Annotated in this window: 17 protein-coding genes and 1 other annotated feature; of the genes, 3 read left to right on the top strand and 14 right to left on the bottom strand. The window is 37.3% G+C overall.

Going from position 1 to position 20,199, the window contains the following annotated elements:
- Window positions 1-218: 218 nt before the first annotated feature.
- From LDK52_RS11350 to LDK52_RS11330, 5 genes are all read right to left on the bottom strand, one after another.
- Entirely contained in the window at window positions 219-1,151 is a 933-nt protein-coding gene (locus LDK52_RS11350) for an ABC transporter ATP-binding protein (protein ID WP_277586081.1), read from the bottom strand.
- Window positions 1,151-2,215: an ABC transporter ATP-binding protein gene (locus LDK52_RS11345; RefSeq protein WP_277586080.1), complete on the bottom strand. Its 1,065-nt coding sequence runs from the start codon at window positions 2,213-2,215 to the stop codon at window positions 1,151-1,153. The genes LDK52_RS11350 and LDK52_RS11345 overlap by 1 nt, the downstream gene beginning before the upstream one ends.
- A gap of 16 nt (window positions 2,216-2,231) precedes the next feature.
- The gene (opp3C, locus tag LDK52_RS11340; protein WP_277586079.1) at window positions 2,232-3,251 is read right to left on the bottom strand and encodes an oligopeptide ABC transporter permease; all 1,020 of its coding nucleotides are present in this window, start codon (window positions 3,249-3,251) and stop codon (window positions 2,232-2,234) included.
- Entirely contained in the window at window positions 3,251-4,183 is a 933-nt protein-coding gene (gene opp3b / locus LDK52_RS11335) for an oligopeptide ABC transporter permease (protein WP_277586078.1), read from the bottom strand. Before opp3b ends, opp3C begins: the two co-directional genes overlap by 1 nt.
- A 190-nt stretch (window positions 4,184-4,373) precedes the next feature.
- Entirely contained in the window at window positions 4,374-6,089 is a 1,716-nt protein-coding gene (locus LDK52_RS11330) for a peptide ABC transporter substrate-binding protein (protein ID WP_277586077.1), read from the bottom strand.
- A 238-nt stretch (window positions 6,090-6,327) separates the two neighbouring features.
- Here LDK52_RS11330 and LDK52_RS11325 point away from each other — a divergent pair, with 238 nt between their 5' ends.
- Together LDK52_RS11325 and trpS are read left to right on the top strand one after the other, a co-directional pair.
- Window positions 6,328-6,675 carry a DUF3899 domain-containing protein gene (locus tag LDK52_RS11325; RefSeq protein WP_277586076.1) on the top strand — a complete coding sequence of 116 codons (348 nt, stop codon included), beginning with the start codon at window positions 6,328-6,330 and terminating at the stop codon, window positions 6,673-6,675.
- A gap of 49 nt (window positions 6,676-6,724) precedes the next feature.
- Window positions 6,725-6,940, top strand: a binding site (T-box leader).
- A 51-nt stretch (window positions 6,941-6,991) separates the two neighbouring features.
- Window positions 6,992-7,984 (top strand): tryptophan--tRNA ligase, encoded by a 993-nt coding sequence (trpS, locus tag LDK52_RS11320; protein ID WP_277586075.1) that lies wholly within the window; start codon window positions 6,992-6,994, stop codon window positions 7,982-7,984.
- On the opposite strand, the gene LDK52_RS20205 is transcribed toward trpS, so the two are convergent.
- The 8 genes from LDK52_RS20205 to LDK52_RS11285 form a co-directional block, all read right to left on the bottom strand.
- Entirely contained in the window at window positions 7,938-8,159 is a 222-nt protein-coding gene (locus tag LDK52_RS20205) for a YuzI family membrane protein (protein WP_479687890.1), read from the bottom strand. The two genes, trpS and LDK52_RS20205, sit on opposite strands and share 47 nt — an antisense overlap.
- 65 nt (window positions 8,160-8,224) lie before the next feature.
- The gene (locus tag LDK52_RS11315; RefSeq protein ID WP_277586074.1) at window positions 8,225-10,069 is read right to left on the bottom strand and encodes an oligopeptide ABC transporter substrate-binding protein; all 1,845 of its coding nucleotides are present in this window, start codon (window positions 10,067-10,069) and stop codon (window positions 8,225-8,227) included.
- 61 nt (window positions 10,070-10,130) lie between these two features.
- Window positions 10,131-11,039: an ABC transporter permease gene (locus LDK52_RS11310; protein ID WP_277586073.1), complete on the bottom strand. Its 909-nt coding sequence runs from the start codon at window positions 11,037-11,039 to the stop codon at window positions 10,131-10,133.
- A gap of 30 nt (window positions 11,040-11,069) precedes the next feature.
- A complete protein-coding gene (gene opp4B, locus LDK52_RS11305; RefSeq protein ID WP_277586072.1) occupies window positions 11,070-12,032 on the bottom strand; it encodes an oligopeptide ABC transporter permease in 963 nt (320 codons plus the stop codon).
- Between the two features lies 1 nt (window position 12,033).
- Window positions 12,034-12,981 (bottom strand): ABC transporter ATP-binding protein, encoded by a 948-nt coding sequence (locus LDK52_RS11300; RefSeq protein WP_277586071.1) that lies wholly within the window; start codon window positions 12,979-12,981, stop codon window positions 12,034-12,036.
- Window positions 12,978-13,991, bottom strand: a complete 1,014-nt coding sequence (locus LDK52_RS11295) for an ABC transporter ATP-binding protein (protein WP_277586070.1) — start codon at window positions 13,989-13,991, stop codon at window positions 12,978-12,980. The genes LDK52_RS11300 and LDK52_RS11295 overlap by 4 nt, the downstream gene beginning before the upstream one ends.
- A gap of 399 nt (window positions 13,992-14,390) precedes the next feature.
- Window positions 14,391-15,626: a beta-ketoacyl-ACP synthase II gene (fabF, locus tag LDK52_RS11290; RefSeq protein ID WP_277586069.1), complete on the bottom strand. Its 1,236-nt coding sequence runs from the start codon at window positions 15,624-15,626 to the stop codon at window positions 14,391-14,393.
- A gap of 28 nt (window positions 15,627-15,654) precedes the next feature.
- On the bottom strand, window positions 15,655-16,590 hold the full coding sequence (locus tag LDK52_RS11285) for a beta-ketoacyl-ACP synthase III (RefSeq protein ID WP_277586068.1): 936 nt from the start codon (window positions 16,588-16,590) through the stop codon (window positions 15,655-15,657).
- A 165-nt stretch (window positions 16,591-16,755) separates the two neighbouring features.
- Here LDK52_RS11285 and LDK52_RS11280 point away from each other — a divergent pair, with 165 nt between their 5' ends.
- Window positions 16,756-16,944: a DUF2929 family protein gene (locus LDK52_RS11280; RefSeq protein ID WP_277586067.1), complete on the top strand. Its 189-nt coding sequence runs from the start codon at window positions 16,756-16,758 to the stop codon at window positions 16,942-16,944.
- Between the two features lie 1,119 nt (window positions 16,945-18,063).
- On the opposite strand, the gene LDK52_RS11275 is transcribed toward LDK52_RS11280, so the two are convergent.
- Window positions 18,064-20,199 carry an ATP-dependent Clp protease ATP-binding subunit gene (locus LDK52_RS11275; protein WP_277586066.1) on the bottom strand — a complete coding sequence of 712 codons (2,136 nt, stop codon included), beginning with the start codon at window positions 20,197-20,199 and terminating at the stop codon, window positions 18,064-18,066.

Raw genomic sequence — 20,199 nt, 5'->3', positions numbered from 1 at the left:
CCTGGTAAAAACATGTTAAAATTCAATTGCACACATCTCCAATCTCTACTTGTTTCTCGACAATTCAAGTATAAAAGATTTGGAAGATGTCGTGCATTTTTTTATGCACTAAATTTTTTGTAGACCCCAACATTTATTGTAGAGCCGTTTTTTTATACTTTCTTATCTTTTTAAAAAAACGACCATTCAATTGAATGGCCGTCGATTTATTAGATTGGTTAACCTGAAATGGCTTGTAATGTTGTGAACTCTTTTTCTGAACAATATACGAAATGTCCAGGTGTTACTTCGCGCATTGCAATCTCTTCGCCATCTTGGTAATTATGAGAAGCTGGATCGTATGATTTACGCACACGAGTACGCTCATAATTTGGGTCAGGAAGCGGTATAGCTGATAACAATGACTGTGTGTAAGGGTGCATTGGATTATTGTATAGGTCCTCTGCAGGAGCTAGTTCGACAAGCTTTCCAAAGTACATGACACCGATACGATCGGAAATGTATTTAACCATCGATAAATCATGGGCAATAAACAAGTAAGTTAACCCTTTTTCTTCCTGCAATTCTTTAAGTAAGTTAACTACTTGTGCTTGAATAGAAACGTCTAGTGCGGAGATAGGCTCATCGGCAATGATGAATTCTGGGTTAACTGCTAATGCTCTCGCTATACCTAAACGTTGACGTTGTCCACCAGAAAACTCATGCGCATAACGGTCTGCATGCTCACGATTCAAACCTACTGTTTCTAATAATTCAACAACACGTTCTTTACGTTCTTTTGGATTTTTAACAAGTCCATGAATATCTAGACCTTCGGCAATGATATCCAGTACTTTCATACGAGGATTCAAAGATGCATACGGATCTTGGAAAATCATTTGCATTTTACGATTAAATGATTTTAAATCTTTTTTAGATTTTTTATCATGTACATCTATACCGTCATATATAACTTGACCATCTGTTGCATCATACAGTCGAATAATTGTACGACCTGTTGTTGATTTACCACAGCCAGATTCTCCAACTAGTCCTAGTGTTTCCCCTTTATAAATGTCAAAACTGATATCGTCTACAGCTCGAACTTCATTAGGCTTACCTTGATTGAAATACTGCTTTAGATTTCTGATTTCTAGTAACTTTTCAGCCATTAGTAAGTACCTCCTTCTGTTCCTTCGTAATAGCGACTTCCAGGGAATTTCTTCATACGTTCTACAATTGCTAATGGTGGCTCAACCTTTGGAGCATCGGGATGTAACAACCAAGTCGCTGCAGAGTGCGTATCACTTACCTTAAAGAATGGTGGTGCTTCTTCTAAATCTATTTTCATTGCATAATCGCTACGTAGAGCGAATGCATCACCTTTTGGAGGATACAATAAATCAGGAGGAGTTCCTGGAATTGCATACAATTTTTCTACTTCTGTATCCAAAGATGGCATCGAGCTCAGTAAGCCCCATGTATATGGGTGCTGAGGATTATAGAATATTTCATCTACGGTTCCAATCTCTACAATTTTACCACCATACATTACAGCTACTCTATCGGCTACATTGGCAACAACCCCAAGATCATGGGTAATAAAAATGATGGAAGTATCAATTTTCTTTTGAAGATCCTTCATTAATTCTAAAATTTGTGCTTGAATCGTTACATCTAACGCAGTCGTGGGTTCATCTGCTATTAGAATTTGTGGATTACACGCTAATGCAATTGCTATTACAATACGTTGACGCTGACCACCTGAGAATTGATGTGGATACTGTTTAATCCGCGCTTCAGGCTTTGGCATACCAACTAAACGCAATAAATCAATCACTACTTTACGTGCTTCAGCTTTACTGACTTTACGGTGCTTAAGAATTGGTTCCATAATTTGGTTACCAATTGTCATCGTTGGATTTAAAGAAGTCATCGGATCTTGGAAAATCATCGAAATATCTTTCCCACGAATCTTTTGCATTTCTTTATCCGTAAGCTTAGTAAGATCTTTTCCGTTGAATAATATTTGACCGTTTTTAAATTCTGAGCTAGATTCAGGCAATAATCGCATTATTGCCTTAGTTGTAACTGATTTTCCAGAACCAGACTCTCCTACAATTGCGAGGGTTTCCCCTTTATGTAAGTCAAAGTTAACGCCACGAATGGCTTTTACCTCACCAGCAAATGTATGGAAGGAAAGCTCTAGGTCATTTACTTCTAAAATCTTTTCCATTTTCGCTTTCCTCCTTTTAGTCTTTCATTTTTGGATCAAGTGCATCACGTAGTCCATCACCAAGTAAGTTAAATGCAATCATAAGTAAACTAATAATAATTGATGGGAACAATAGAATATGTGGTTGGAATTGAACCAGTTTGTATCCGTCATTAATAAGAGTCCCTAAAGAAGCATCAGGTGGTTGTAAACCTAATCCGATGAAGCTTAAAAATGCTTCAAAGAAAATTGCTGTTGGAATCGTGAACATTGTATTGATAATAATAATACCTAAAATATTAGGTAGGATATGTTTGGTAATAATTCGATTATTAGAAGCACCTAAAGTTCTAGAAGCTAAAACAAATTCCTGGTTTTTAAATTTTAAAACTTGCCCACGTACAATACGAGACATACCAATCCATCCCGTAATGGTAATGGCGATAATAATTGCTGTTATCCCAGGGTCCATGAAGCTAAGCATGAGGATAACAATTACAAGTGTTGGTATGCCATATAGAATCTCTACAATACGTTGCATAATATCATCCACACGACCACCATAGTAACCAGAGATCCCACCGTAGGCAACGCCGATAACCATGTCTATTAGAGCTGCCACGAAAGCGATGAATAAGGAAATTTGTGTACCTTCCCAAACACGGGAGAACATATCACGGCCTAAACCGTCTGTACCAAACCAATAATACGTATCTACTTTTTTCATTTCATATAAATCAACTTCTTTACCTGCTAGTGTACCAACACCATCCATTATTCCAAGTTTTTCAAAACCAGGAATCTTTGGTGGTAAATTTGCATGTGTAATTGTTTGTGTTTCCGCATCATGTGGACTAATCAGTGGGCCGACAAAGGCCATGATGATAATGAAAGCTAATATGAACATACTAACAATCGCAGCTTTATTTTTGCGAATTCGAAGCCAAGCGTCCTGCCAAAAACTCATACTCGGTTTTGTAATTCGCTCCGCATGACTAGCGTCAATTTTTATTCTTTCAAAAGAATCTGCAGGTGGTTTTTGTAAGTCTTGTTTCATTAATCTTTACCTCCTGACAAACGAATTCGTGGATCGATAATACCATAAAGCACATCCACTAAGAATATTACTACAATTAAGAATGCTGAGAAGAATAAGGTTGTTCCCATAATAATAGAGAAGTCATTCGCCATAATGGATTTAACAAATTGCTCACCGATACCAGGTATTGCAAAGATTTGTTCAATAACAAGAGAACCTGTTAATAATCCAGCTGCTAATGGTCCTAAAACTGTTACTAGTGGAATTAAAGCATTTCTAAAAGCATGCTTAAATGCCACTTCGAAACCATTGGCACCCTTAGATTTGGCTAAAGTAATATAATCTGAATTTAAAACTTCAACCATTTCCGTACGTATAAAACGAGAAGCTGTCGCAAGTGGCCCCATCGCTAATGCAATAGATGGAAGTACGCTGGACATCCAGCCATCTTTCCACAAAGCAACCGGGAATAGTTCCAACTTAACTGCAAACCAATATTGAAGGAATGTAGCAAAAACGAAAGATGGAATAGATATACCAATGATAGCCACGAATGTACTACCGTAATCCCAAATAGTATTTTGTCTTAACGCTGCAATCATACCTAATAATATACCTAATGTTACACCAAGCACTAAACCTTGTGTTCCAAGTATCATAGATGGTCCTAAACGATCTATGATTAAATCTGTTACGCTGGCATTCTTAAATTGAAATGAGTTACCTAAATCACCTTGTGCTAAATTCAACATATACTTTGCGTATTGTACTGGAATCGGTTGATCTAATCCATATTTCGCTTCGACTATCGCAAGTTGTGTAGGGGATAGTTTTGAAGCAGAGCTAATCGGGGATCCTGGAAGCGCCTTCATTAAGAAAAATGTAGCCGTCGCAATCAGGAAAAAAGTAATAAACATATAAATTACACGACGAGTAATGAATTTTGCCATCTTTGCACCTCCTACTGAAAATTGTTTTATAAGATTAATATACTACTAATATATATAAACAGATATTGTGTGTAGTTGTCAAAATATAATTATTTATATTAAATATTTTGTGAATTCTGATTCATTTAAAAAGAGAGTATAGGATCCTTTAGGAACCATATACTCTCTAACTATGAGATTTTAAAACTTGTTATTTTGCGTCTTTACCTTCAACATATGCCCATTTGTAGCTATAATCTCCACCGAATGGGTGAGCAACTATACCTTTAACATATGGTTTTTGAAGGAACATTAATCCACGTTGGTAAATTGGTCCAACTGCGAAATCTTGGTCAACAATAATGTTTTCAGCTTTAGCCATTGCTTCCCAACGTGCTGGGATATCTAGAGCTAAAGAACCATTAATGTCTGTTAATAATTTATCGTACTCAGGGTTTGAGTATGACATTTGGTTATTACCGCCATCAGTTTCCCATAAGCTTAAGAATGTGAAAGGATCTTGGTAATCTGGTCCCCATCCTGCAACTTGAATGTCGTAGTCTTGGTTAGTATCAAGATCTAAACGAACATTGAATGGAACTTCTTTAAGCGTAATAGATAATCCAGGTAAGTTACCTTCTAATTGAGCTTTAAAGTATTCATCCATTTTTTTAGAAAGTTCAGTGTCTCCACCTAGAATTTCTATAGAAAGTTCAGTAACACCTAGCTCAGATAAACCTTTTTCCCATGCAGTTTTTGCTTCGTCTGCATTGAATACAGCCATATCTCCGTTAACTTCACGGAAGTCATTACCTTCTTCGTCAAAAACGAAATTTGAAGGAATGAATGAATATGCTGCAGTAGAACCATTAGCTAATACTACAGTAGCTAAATCTTCTTTGTTGAAAGCTTTAGAAATTGCTTCACGAATATTTACGTTAGCAAGTGGAGTTTTTTCTCCAACACGTTCTTGATTATATTTAAAATAGAATACTGATGTTTCTTGTTCTTTTACTAATTCTGGGTCAGCAGCATATTGCATTGCATATTCTCCTGATAGTCCAGCACGATCTTTTTCACCATTAGAATATAGGTTAACTGCAGTAGCAGTTTCTTTCACTACATCATAGTTAATTTCAGTAAGTTTTACAGTTTCTTTATCCCAGTACTCTTCGTTTTTAAGTAGTTGCCAAGATAAACCTGTTCCGTCCCATTTAGCTAAAGTAAATGGTCCGTTGTATAAAAGTGCATCAGAGTTTTTCGCGTAGTTTTCACCTTGCGCTGTAACGAATGCTTCATTTTGTGGTAAGAATGTTCCGAATGACATAAGTGATAAGAAGTAAGGAATTGGTTTTTCAAGCGTTACTTCTAAAGTTTTTTCATCAACTGCTTTAACACCTAACTCAGTGTATTCCATTTCTGCATTGGAGATAGCAGTTGCATTTTTGATAACTCCAGACATCATGTATGGACCATATTCAGAAGCAGTATCTGGGTTCATAGCACGTTTCCAAGCATATTCAAAATCGTTTGCAGTTACTGGAGTACCATCAGACCAGTTAGAATCACGTAAAGTGAATGTATAAACTAATCCATCTTCAGAAACTTTTGGTTCACCATCAGAAATTGCTGGAACAGCAATGTTTTCTTGACTCAAACGGTATAAACCTTCGTTTACGTTGTTCAGTAGATCAAAACCAACTGCATCAGTTACTAGAGCTGAATCCATTGTTGGAATTTCTGCAGTCATGATTAGGTTAAGAACTTGATCCTCGTCAGCTGCTACTTCTGGTTCTTCTGTTGTGCCTTCTTTTTCGTCTGTGTCTGTAGTTGTTTCTTTAGCTTTATCGTCGCCACCACAAGCAGCTAGGAAAAGAGCAACAACTAACAGTAGGCTTAAAAGCCATACAATTTTGCTATTCTTCAAAAAAATAACCTCCTTAAATATTCAGAAAAATTCGCTACAAGGTTAATTATACATTTTCTTTTACACTTGTACAGGCTTTTTTCTTTTATTTTTACAATAGCGTGACAAAATCATTACATTGTCCTAACAATTGTGAATGTTTGGTAATATAAAGGAGTACTTTTGTCAAAAATATAATAACCAATCTTTGCATATTTTCTATGTCTATTTTATAATTTACAATTGATAGAGGTGAAATATGAAAAAAAGATTAATTTACTTTCTTAGTTGCCAAGTAGTCATTTTCGTACTTATGCTTACCGTTTATAAAAATTTCCAACTCGTCTCTTATATAAACATGTCCTTTTTCGTCGGTGGTACTATTACGTTTGTTGGTTTGATGACTTATGTCGTTGCAGGTGGTTTTTTCGACTTTTTTACCGAAAGTACACGAAAAGTATTCACCCCTAAGCATATGAAAAGTGAAGCCAAACAAATGCGTTTACCGTCCGAAGTATTTTCTTTTCCACATAAACCGATTATTGCATTAGGTCTTTCCAGTTTGTTTTGCATGTGTCTCGCTCTGTTCTTCTATTATAGTTATTAGGAATGCTTGATTTTTGTCTTTCTTCTATATATAATTATCAAAACTATATAATTGAGCTTTGAGGAAGAAAAGTACATTTACTGGTGTATGTAAAGAGAGTCTGTGGTTGGTGTAAACAGATCATGCGGTTAATGGAATGGGCTTCTGAGCAGTATATGTGAAAGTGAAGTAGCATATACCGTCTCCTTCACGTTACGAAGAAGAGTGGCTAATTATTTTTAGCAAGCTGGGTGGTACCACGGATTTAACATCATTCGTCCCTTTTATAGGGATGCATGATGTTTTTTATTTTCTCAAAAAAAGGAGAGATTTGAAAATGAAGAAAATTTTTTCAGGCGTACAACCGACAGGCATTATTACCTTAGGGAATTACATCGGTGCCTTCAGACAATTTACTGCATTACAAAATGACTTTAACTGTGTGTTTTGTATTGTAGACCAACATGCCATTACAATTGCACAGGACCCAAAAGAATTGAGCGATCATATACGTTCCTTAGCAGCGTTATATATTGCCGTAGGTATTGATCCGAAGAAATCTACACTTTTTATACAGTCAGAAGTTCCTGCTCATGCACAAGCTGGTTGGATTATGCAATGTATCTCCTATATCGGGGAATTAGAAAGAATGACCCAATTCAAAGATAAGTCTACTGGAAAAGACGCTGTTTCTGCTGCATTGTTAACATATCCACCATTAATGGCTGCAGATATACTTTTATATCAAACAGATATCGTACCGGTTGGTGATGATCAAACCCAGCATGTAGAATTGACACGAGACTTAGCGGAACGATTTAACAAACGCTACGGCAAAGTATTAACAATTCCTGAAATCCAATTACCTAAAAATGGTGCTCGCATTAAATCATTACAAGACCCATTAAAGAAAATGAGTAAGTCTGATTCCAATGCAAAAGCTACTATACGTCTTTTGGATAGTCCAAAAGAAATTGAAAAGAAAATAAAAAGCTCTGTTACAGATTCAGAAGGCATCGTAGCTTTTGATCCAGTTAATAAACCTGGAGTTTCCAATTTATTAACGATTGAATCTGCTTTAACAGACGTTTCCATTCCAACACTTGTACAAAAATACGAAGGAAAAGGATATGGAGACTTCAAAGCTTCAGTTGCACAGGTTATTATCGAGCATCTTAAACCTATTCAAGAAAGATATGAGCAGTTGCTAAATTCCACCGAACTGGATGAAATTCTAGATTTAGGTGCATTGAAAGCTCAGGCCATTGCAAATAATACATTGTCTAAGATGGAAGCCGCAATGGGCCTCGGGAGAAGACGACCACGGTAATAGATAATAAGGAGACGCATAAGAGGAGAAAGTCAGTTGACTCCAGCATATAGAAAAGTACCGATTTCCATGAATGTCCTAGCGTTAAGAAATTCAAATATAGAACTAAGTGGGAGCAGCTAATTACTGCAATTCCATAACTGATTAAAAATATTAATAATCTTATTAGTATCACATCCTTATAAGACCATATGAAAAACCGCCCCTAAACTTTCGTTTAAGAGCGGTTTTTTTAAAATATTATTTAACTGGTGTATCTGCCACTAGCTCGACATCTATTAAATCGAAGTCTGTTTCGTAGTTGAAATCAAAGTTTTTCACACGGTCATTAATTGGGCGTAACTCGTAACGGAATTGCATAGGAATTACAGCAGAAACTTCTTGCATATATTCTTGCCATTCACGGAACTTATCAGAACGGAACTTAGAATCAAGTGCTTTTGGAGAATCGATGTCAGTTAACAATCCTTCAAGTTTTTCAGACGTATAACGACTGAAGTTATAAGCTGCTGTTTTAGAGTATAATCCAGCTGGAGATGGGTTTGTACCTGTACCCCATGCGCCCATAAAGATATCAATTTCTGGATCATCTGCTTGTACTTTATCATAGAATGTGTTGAATTCGATTAGACGACCTGTAGCTAATTGTACGTCTAGGCCAACCTCACCCCAATTTTGTAGGTAATAAGAGATTACTTGTTCTTGTGTTTCATCAGCTGACATTGCAGCTAGTTTTATCGTAAGTTTCTCTCCATTTGGATCTTCACGTAAACCATCGCCATCTGTATCTTTATATCCAGCTTCATCTAATAGGGAAATTGCTTTTTCAGGATCATAGTTATATCCCTCAATAGATGCATCATGGAATGATTTAAATACTGGTGGGATTAGAGAGTTAGCACGTTCGCGCAAATCGAAGTAGAATACTTCATTAACTTGCTCGATGTCTAAAGCATATCCCATTGCTTGACGCAATGTTTTGTTACCCATTTTTGCATCTGCTTCATTTGTAGTTGAAAGACCTGCTTCAGTGTCATATTTACCTAATTTAAATCCTACATACGAGTAGTATAATTCTTGACGACCAAGAAGTGTAATATTTTCAAGATCTTTTACATTTTCATATGCGCTCGTTGGGAATGATAGAGCCATATCGTACTCACCAGTTTCTAATGCTTTAGCTGCTGATGCACTTGGAACAGTTTTAATAATTACGCCATCAAGTTTCGATTGGCCTTTCCAGTAGTTCTCATTACGTGCAAATTGTACTGACTCACCTGGAACGATTTTCTCGAATTTGAATGCCCCTAAAGTAACTGGGTTTACACGTACTGCATCATTTTCAAGTAATTCAGCAACAGGAATATCTTTAACGATATGACTTGGTTCAGCATAGCCCCAAAGTCCATCTCCACCAGAGTATATTGCAGGTGATACTTTGTTAAACGAAATTTCTAAAGTAGTTTCATCCACTTTTTTCAAGCCAGAAATTGTATCTGCTTTTCCATCATGGTATTCTACAGCACCAATGATATTTTGGAAATCAGAATCATAACGAACTCCAGCATAATCTGGGTGACCGATAATCAGGTAAGGTTGGATTAAGTCCTCAATTTTAAGAGGTTCTCCATCTGACCATTTTACCCCTTCTTTAATTTTAATTGTTGCTTTATTATTATCTCCATCCACTGTTAATGAAGCAATACCTTTATCATTTAGAAGGAAATCTCCATCCGTAGTAAAAAGTGAGTTACTAGCAAATTGCATTATCTCATCATCATAAGCGTCTTCATATAGTACATAAGAGAAAATACCTTGGAATGGAGAATCATTTACTAGTGCAACTTGTAAAGTTCCTCCTTTGATAGCTTCTCCTTCATTTTCAAGTACTACAGAGAACAAATCATCTGAAGCTGGTTGTTCTGCTTCTTCCTCTGCACCCTCTTCTGCATCTTCTTCTGTACCTTCTTCTGTCTTATCCGGCTCATCAGCAGGCTTTGCAGAATCATCATCTGAATTACACGCGGCAAGAACTAGCATAAGTGTTAACAGTAATGCTAATAAAGCTAAAAGCTTTTTATTCATAACCTTTTCCTCCTTTTTATCTCTTTTTATATATCAAACGCTCTTGCGTCTAATAACCATTTTAACCAAGACGTTGACGTGCATCGGCAGATCGTCGAATGGCCTGACCAACATAATTGATCCCTAACATAAGTAATAATATTAAAAGTGATGCCGGCAACCAGTTCCACCAAGCATTTTCCATAATATATGGATCATTTGCGTAGCTTACAAGTGTCCCTAAACTTGGAGTTGAAGGGGGTAAACCGAAACCTAGATAAGATAGCCCTGTTTCTAGCCCTACATTTCCAGCAAAGTTCAAAGTCATTTCTACAATTAAAATAGAACTTAAATTCGGCATCATCTCTTTGAAAATAATAGTGAAGTTCCTTGTTCCTAATGTTTTCGAAGCACTAATATAATCTCTCCTACTTTCGGAAAGTGCTTTACTTCTAATAAGCCTTGCTGTACCAACCCACAGAAATAAACTCATAATCATGATAAACTCGATTATCGAATATTTAGGAATAATCGATACAAAAACGATAATAATCATTAACGATGGAATCGTTATGAAGAAATCAATGATTCGCATGAAGATGTTATCAATCCATCCTCCAAAGTAACCAGTTACCAATCCAATCGCGACACCAATAATACTCGTTATTACTGTAACTGCAATTGCGATGTTCAATGAATTTCGCGCACCAATAATTAGTTGACCTAAAATATCACGGCCACCTTTATCGGCACCTAACCAAAACTTATCTCCAGGTGCTGCCAGTTTGTCTCTTAAACTAATGCGCATTAACTGAGTTTGGTCGATTTGAGTCGCCCAAATATAAATACCGCCAATTACAATGATTAATGATATTAAAGAAAACATAGCTAATTTGTCTTTCATAAATTCTCTCGCTATTACTTGAAATCCAGTAGGCGGAGAGCTTATTTTCAACTCTTTTGTTGGTTCAATAGCTTCAGTATTTTTCATTATTCGGACTCTCCTTATCCATTATTTTTGTTAGTCAATCCTAATTCGAGGGTCAACAATGCTCATGATGATATCGGATAATAGACTTCCTAATAATGTTAAGAATCCAAAAAGCATAACTAGTGCTGTAATTACACTATAATCTCGTCCATTTACTGACTGAATGAACAATTGTCCCATACCCGGATAACCAAAAATGGTTTCAATGAAGATTGATCCGCCTAAAAGACCGGTAATCGTGAAACCTAGAAATGCTGCAATCGGTAACAATGAGTTACGGAATATATGTCGAGAGTATACTTTATTGATCGGAATACCTTTACTCTTAGCAGTCCGAACATAATCCATCGATTTTGAATCGATAACTTCTGTCCGTAAATATTGAATAACTCCGGTAGTTGCAAGTAAAGCATACGTAATCGCTGGCAATAAAATATGATAAAACTTACTCCAGAGGTAACCAGCTGTGCCAGAGTCGTATTTGATATCTACCGTCCCACTTGTTGGGAACCAACCGAGTTCGTATCCGAAGAAGAACAGATTGATTAATCCTAAAACGAATGTTGGTATTGCATATACGATAAAGCTATAAAATACGATTGATTTATCTAAGAAAGAATCTTGGAATCTACCAGCTAATACTCCTAATGGAATGGCGATTAAATATAATAAAAAGGTACTTAGTAAAGCCAACCATAATGTATTCAACGCACGGTCTCCAATTAAATTGGAAACGGGGACGTTAAATGTGTAACTACGTCCGAAATCCCCTTGAAAGGCGTTTCCAATCCAATTCACATATTGCACATACCATGGATCATAGAAACCCGCTTTGATACGAAGTTCTTCTATTCTAGCTGGATCTGTTTCTGGAGTAATGAGTCCAGTAAAAGGATCACCCGGCATAAACTTCGCCATTATGAATATTAATAAACTCAGTACGAATAATTGCGGAATCATGACAAGAACACGTCTAATAATTGTTTTCCACATATTATATGCCCCCTTTGTTCTGAGCACTCGTTGCTACTTGATGCGTTTCGGAGACAGGTTGTAAATCAAAAACTCTTCCATTTTCATCATAATAGTTATGGTGATTTGTTAGATAATCTACTTCTACTGCTCTTCTAATTTTCTTTCGTTCTTCTCTATCATTCGGATTGACTTCCGGTATTGCTGAAAGTAATCTCTTAGTATATATATGTTGAGGGTTCGTATAAATATCTTTCCGATTACCGGATTCTACAAACCGTCCTTTGTACATAATCGAAATATTATCACACATATGTTTAACAACTCCAAGATCATGGGAAATAAATAAGTAACTTAACCCATACTCTTCCTGGATATCTTTTAAGAAGTTTAAAACTTGTGCTTGAACCGATAAATCGAGTGCAGAAACTGGTTCATCTGCAATAATTAGTTTAGGGTTACTAGCAATCGCTCTGGCAATACCGATACGTTGCTTTTGACCACCTGAAAATTCATGCGGGTATTTTAATCTTGCTTCTTCACTCATACCAACTATCGCAAGCAATTCATTGATTCTTTTTCTTTCCTCACCAGGTGACAGTTTTAAGAAGTTTCGAATTGGTTCTGCGATTATATCCTGCACTCGCTTACGAGGGTTAAGACTCGAATGCGCATCCTGGAAGATCATTTGGATGTCTCGATTATAGGCCGTATTTCGACCTCTCACTTTGTTTGTAACATCCTCACCTTCATAAATGATGCTTCCAGAAGTAATTTTTTCTAATCCAATAATAGATTTTCCAGTTGTGGATTTCCCGCAACCTGACTCACCTACTAGCCCATAGGCTTTTCCTTTTTCGAATTCTAGACTTATTCCGTCTACAGCGTGAACGTTGTCAACCACTGTATTGAAAAATCCTCCTCGAATTGGATAATGCACTTTTAGGTCTTTAATCTGCATGAAACTCATAGTAAATTACCTCCTTTTTCACTTTCGAAGTGAAAATGTTGCCAACAAGTACATCTAACTAGATGACCTGGAGATACTTCATGCAAAGTTGGGTTTTCTTCATGCACATCTGCTGGAATCCACGGTATACGATCTGCGAATCTGCATCCTACTCTAGGTAATTTTACTAACGAAGGAACCATCCCTTGTATTACTTGGAGTTTTTCGTTTTCACTATTTATTTGTGGAATAGAATTTAATAAAGAACGTGTGTATGGATGTCTTGGGTTTGCAAATAACTTTTCCACTGGAGCCTCTTCAATAATTTGACCAGCATACATAATTGCAACGCGGTCTGCTGTTTCTGCTACCACACCTAAGTCATGGGTGATTAATAGGATACCTGCTCCTGTTTCATTTTGAAGTTCTTTCAACAAATCAAGAATCTGCGCTTGAATAGTAACATCTAGTGCTGTTGTCGGCTCATCTGCAATAATAATATTTGGTTTACATGAAATTGCGATCGCAATAATAACACGCTGTCTCATCCCACCCGAAAGTTGGTGTGGAAACTGTCTAGCAATTCGTTCTGGATTGGGTATCCCGACTTGTTTTAACAGTTCTAAAACACGGTTTTTTCTCTCTTCTTTTGTCATTTTAGTATGATATATAAGACCTTCTTCAATCTGCTCCCCAATTCTCATTAACGGGTTTAAGGCTGATAGTGGATCTTGGAAAATCATCCCTATTTCTTCGCCGCGAACATGATTTAGCTTATCCTCTTCCAGTAGTGCAAGGTTTTGTCCCTTATAAAGAATTTCACCTTTAACCCTTGTCTTATTACGATCGTACAATCCTATTATCGAAGTTGCTAAAGTAGATTTTCCACAGCCTGACTCACCTACGACTGCCAGTATTTCATTTTTTCTTAAGCTTAGGGATACACCATCCACCGCATCATAATATGTATCTTTTATGCGAAACCCTGTATGTAAGTCTTTTATCGTTAAAAGCTGATCTAAGTTGTTCAACGTATTACTCCCTTCAGTCATCGCTCATCAAATTATTTATTTAGAAGCATACTAGATTTCGAATTTTTATATTTTTCTGTGTATTGTTACCTTATTGTTAAATTCTATTACAGTTCTATTACAATCGCAATATCATTTTTTAATTTTTCACTTAATTTAATCTGTTTTGAAAGTTAGAATATGTTATGAGCCCAGTAGTATCAAGACATTCCGATCTCAAAAGTTAAATAAATATATTTTTTTAATATATTAATATTTCAATGAATTTCAACAAAATATATCAAGTAATTATCATTCAACTCTCTAAAACACTACTATTTCAGCACTTTAAAGCACTAAAATTTAACATAAAAAATAAGCATTCCCAAATTTAGTTGGAAATGCTTAAAGAGAAAAGCTCTATATTTTTTTGAATAAAATACTTGCATTGTGTCCACCAAAGCCTAATGAATTACTCATAGCGAATTCGATATCTGCTTTTCTTGCAGCATTCGGCACATAATCCAAATCACATTCTGGATCAGGTGTCTCTAAATTCATCGTCGGCGGTAAGATTCCTTCTTTTAATGCTAATACGGTAAATATTGCTTCCACTCCACCCGCTGCTCCTAAAAGATGACCAGTCATAGACTTTGTAGAACTCATTGCCAGTTTGTATGCATGTTCTCCAAATACACTTTTCACTGCCATTGTTTCAAAATGATCATTATATGGTGTGCTTGTTCCATGTGCATTAATATAATCGACTTGCTCAGGCGAAATGCTGGCATCATCTAGTGCTTGTTTCATCGCACGAGCAGCACCCTCTCCACCTGGAGCAGGAGCAGTTATATGATGCGCATCTCCTGTGGAGCCGTATCCGATAATTTCCGCATAAATCTTTGCACCACGCGCTATCGCATGTTCATACTCTTCTAAAATAATAATCCCTGCACCTTCACCAATAACAAATCCATCTCGATTTGCATCGAATGGTCGAGATGCTTTTTCAGGTTCTGTATTTAACGTAAGTGCAGTATTCGATACAAATCCCGCTACAGACATATTAGTAATTGGGGATTCTGCTCCACCTGTAATCATAACATCTGCATCCCCACGTTCTATTACCTTAAATGCATCTCCAATAGAGTTTGTACCAGAAGCACAAGCTGTTACTGAACAAGAATTAATTGCTTTGGCCCCAAAGTGAATAGACACTTGACCTGCTGCCATATCTGGAATCATCATTGGAACAAAAAATGGACTTACTCGGCGTGCCCCTTTTTCTAAAAAGATACGGAATTGAGCCTCAAACGTTTCCATTCCACCTATACCAGAGCCAATCCATACTCCTGTACGAAGGCCCACTTCTTCTGTAATGGTAAGATTTGCATCTGCCACAGCCATAATAGAAGCAGCCAATGCATAATGGGTAAAGCGGTCCATTTTACGTGCATCTTTTCTTTCAATATACTTTTCTATATCAAAATCTTTTACTTCAGCTGCAACCTTAGCTGCAAATTGTGTTGCATCAAGTCTCGTCAGCATGCCTACACCGGATTTACCTTCTTTTATCCCTGACCACGTTGTTTCAATATCATTACCTAATGGTGTAACTGCACCTAAACCTGTTACTACTACCCTGCGTTTCTTCATGAATTATTCACCCTTCCAAATTGTTCGATTATTTTCCCCATTTTAATGCAATTGCACCCCAAGTCAAACCTCCACCAAAACCAACCATTACAATGACATCATCATCTTTTACTTTACCATTTTTCACTTCTTCTTTTAAAGATAAAGGGATGGAAGCAGAGGATGTATTACCGAACTTATGAATGGTTTTAGACATTTTCTCAGGCGTTAACCCTAGCCTTTCTCTTGATGATTCCATTATACGAATATTAGCTTGGTGTGGAACTAGCATATCAATATCTTCTTTATTTAATCCAGCTTTTTCGATTACATTAATGGCCGATTCACCCATTTGTCTTACAGCAAATTTAAACACTTCTCGTCCGTTCATATGAAGATGTGGCCCTTCTTGCGATAAATGCTTACCGCCGCTTCCATCAGCACCAAGTTCGAAGGATAAAATTCCACGGCCTTCAGAAACTTTACTTATAACTGCAGCACCAGCACCATCACCAAACAAAACTGCTGTATTTCTATCTTCCCAATTTGTGATTTTAGATAGTTTTTCTACTCCCACAACAAGCACATGAGAGTATGCATTCGATTCAACAAATTGCTTTGCTGTAACTAATCCATAGATAAATCCTGCACATGCTGCGGATAAATCCATTGCAGCCGCATTTGTTGCACCAAGTTGTTCCTGTAGCATAGTTGAAACACTTGGGAATGGGCGGTCTGGAGTTACTGTCGCCACTATTATTAAGCCAATTTGATCGGCGTTAATTCCTGCATCTTTTATTGCTTCTCTTGCGGCTTTCACCGCCATATGGGAGGTATCTTCATCTGCTCCTGCAATTCTACGTTCCTCTATACCAGTCATCGTTCTAATCCATTCGTCAGATGTATCCATTCTTTTCTCAAGGTCTTCATTTGTCAAAATATGTTCAGGTGTATACGTACCTAAACCAATTATTCCTGCATTCATGAATGTTCCTCTTTTCTTATAATCTATTATTAGTACCTGGTATTAATAATAACGAATATATGTACATTTTTCAACAACAGAGTTTGTTTTACCAAATATTCTTTTGTAATATGCTATGCTATGTTATGATAAATACAGAAAAAATAACGCCTGAGGTGAAATTACATGCACTATATAATGACATTATTTTGGTCAGTACTTTTAGTTTCTATGTTAAATTACGTAGTGAGCTCTGTTCAAAACGTTGATTTTGTATTCAGTCATGGTATTATCATGTCCATTCCTGTTGCAATTATGGTTATGATCATTGCTGCAATTATTCCGAACGAACCAGTTGCTAAAACACAACACTAATAAAACAGCCTTCCCAATTGGGAGGCTGTTTTTGTGTGCTGTCTAGTTTATCATTTCCATTTATCCGAAAGACATCGTCGGCTATACGAGAGAGCTTCCAATTTAAAAAAACATTTACTTTTATTATGATAAACCGGGCAAAAGACACACGCGTGGTCCTTTTCGATCAAAACCTGTTTCTATCGTTATCGAAGGCTTTTGGACAGACGTTTTACTATATGATTATCGAGTGAATTTATTAGAGATGTTGGTTGTGACGTTGTCACAACCAACATCTCTTTTTTCCCGATAATCTTATGGCATTTGTCTATCCGTTGCCCTACTACAACTCTTAGAAACAGGTAAGTGCGTTTTTGTATAACTAGAGATAAAATACTTTCCTATTCAAAAAAAGGCTAGATGAGGACAGTCTAAGTGCGCGACATCGTGGTGCTCCTGCGCAAAGCGCGTCGCAAAATAAAAAAACATTTCGCAACGACTGCCTGACCCGCATCGTGCGGGCCCGATGATGAAATTTCGTTCGCTATTTCGCTTCTTTATTTAGTAAATACTTACAATTGCTTTTTATTTCCACTAGTAAAAAAAGAAATCTACTTTCCTCATCCCTCCTAACAGAAGAGTATCTCTAATTCAAAAGACGGTTTTTTCCCTATTTTAACTTTGACCAATCTTATCATCTAAGCGATAAGCTATGCTAAATCTTATAGTGAAGTACTACACACTAATTGATTGTAGTGAAGGTGGCGACTCCGGCGGGATGAGTGAGACAGATGAGATATCACATCGACGCGTTAGCGACGGTGATAGCTCATCGCTCACCCCGCGGATGCCAACAGGATGTTGGTCACAAAGGCGTTGAGGCCCACAGGAGGTGGGTTATGCAATCGTTGCCGCAGGACGCGGCGAACTTAGATTGCCTTCCTTTTGAGAGGTGGCGCTCTTAGCCTTTGTATCCCACCTGATACGGAAATCAGTAGTATTATTCATTCTTTCAAGCTTCATGAACCCAGTGTACACGGCACATTTATATATACTTTCTTCATCTTTTAAGATAAAAACCATAGATATACCACAATTCATATGTGGATTTATCTATGGTTTTTATTTGTGGAAGCTGGATTAGCTTTCAGTCAAGATTTTTAGTTCATCTTGTTCCATTTTAGCGACTAACTTGCTGCCTGGTAAAACGGTGCCGCCGATTAGTAGTTTGGCAACTGCTGTTTCTAAATATCGCTGGATGTAGCGTCTTAGTGGTCTCGCACCAAAAGCAGCATCCGTACCTTCCTCAACTATCCATTGGATTACTGAATTATCCACTTGCAACTCAATCTCTTGTGCATGTAATCGTTGTTGAAGTTGTTTCACGTATTTTTCTGTAATCTTAACAAAGTGATGCGTGGTCAATGAGTGGAACATAATAATGTCATCTAAACGATTCAATAATTCTGGCTTAAAATGCTCTCGTAATGCAGCCATGACAAGGCTTTCTTCTTCCTCAGAGACTACTCCAGTCGTATTGGCTAAATACTGTGATCCAATATTTGACGTTAGGATAACAATCGTGTTCGTAAAGTTAACGATTCTACCTTGGCTATCTGTAATTCGACCATCATCCATCAATTGCAATAATATATTGGCAACATCAGGGTGTGCCTTTTCTATTTCATCCAACAATACAACGGAGTATGGATTTCTGCGAACAGCCTCCGTTAATTGACCACCTTCCTCATACCCGATATATCCTGGAGGTGCGCCAACCAACCGAGAAACACTGTGCTTCTCCATATATTCAGACATATCGATACGAATAAAATGCTCCTCCGAATCAAATAAATTTGCTGCTAATGATTTAGCTAATTCCGTTTTTCCTACGCCGGTAGGTCCTAAAAATAAGAAAGAACCGATTGGTTTATGCGGATCTTTAATACCTGCCCTTGCACGCCAAACCGCTTCTGTAACTAACTGAACTGCTTGGTCTTGTCCAACTACACGCTCTGCTAAAGTTTCGTTTAAGCGTAACAGTTTTTCTCTTTCCCCCTCGACGAGTTTAGTTACAGGAATACCGGTCCATCTCGATACGATGGAAGCAATCTCTTCTCCTGTTACTTCTTCACGCAATAGACGAGTTTCTGAATCATCATTGATTTGGTTCTCATACACTTGGAGCTCTTTTTCTAGCATTGGAATTTTGCCGTGACGAAGCTCAGCTGCTTTGTTTAAGTCGTATTGGTTTTCAGCTTCTTCTAATTCTCGACGATAGCGATCCAATTCTTCCCGTTTTTGTTGAATTACTTGAATGGCATCTTTTTCATGTTGCCATTTTGTTCGCATTTCACTTGTAGATGCCTCTAATTCTGTTAAGTCACTTCTCAACTGCTCCAATCTTTTTTGGCTGGCAGCGTCTTTCTCTTTCATTAATGCTTGTTCTTCAATTTGAAGTTGCATTATTTTTCTTGTAACTTCATCGAGCTCTTGGGGCATGGAATCGATCTCTGTTCGTATCATTGCACAAGCTTCATCGACTAGATCAATTGCTTTGTCTGGCAAAAATCGTTCTGTAATATAGCGATTCGATAGCTCGGCTGCTGCAACGATTGCTCGGTCATGAATTCGCACACCATGATGTAGCTCGAAGCGTTCCTTTAGTCCACGTAAAATAGATACCGTATCTTCAACAGATGGCTCTCGTACCATCACTTGTTGAAAACGTCTTTCTAAAGCTGCATCTTTCTCGATATACATTCGGTACTCATCGAGTGTAGTGGCACCAATACAATGCAGCTCTCCGCGTGCAAGCATTGGCTTCAACATATTTCCAGCATCCATTGCACCATCCGATTTCCCTGCACCAACAATTGTGTGAATTTCGTCGATAAATAAAATAATTTGTCCTTCACTATCTTTCACTTGCTTTAAAACAGCTTGAAGACGCTCTTCAAATTCTCCACGATATTTTGCTCCGGCGATTAAGGAGCTCATATCCAACTCATAAATTTCTTTTTCCTTCAAACCTTCTGGTACATCCTTACGTACAATACGTTGTGCCAGCCCTTCTACTATGGCCGTTTTCCCTACCCCTGGTTCTCCAATCAGTATCGGGTTGTTTTTTGTTTTTCTAGAGAGAATACGAATAACATCTCTAATCTCCTGATCACGTCCAATAACCGGATCCATTTTCCCTTCCTTGACCACAGTTACTAGGTTTCTACCGTACGTTTCTAAGGGACTTTTTTCATCTTGTTGTTTCATTTGCAT

The organism is Psychrobacillus antarcticus, assembly GCF_029533155.1.
Taxonomy (GTDB): domain Bacteria; phylum Bacillota; class Bacilli; order Bacillales_A; family Planococcaceae; genus Psychrobacillus; species Psychrobacillus antarcticus.
This window is presented reverse-complemented; position numbering and strand designations above follow the sequence as displayed.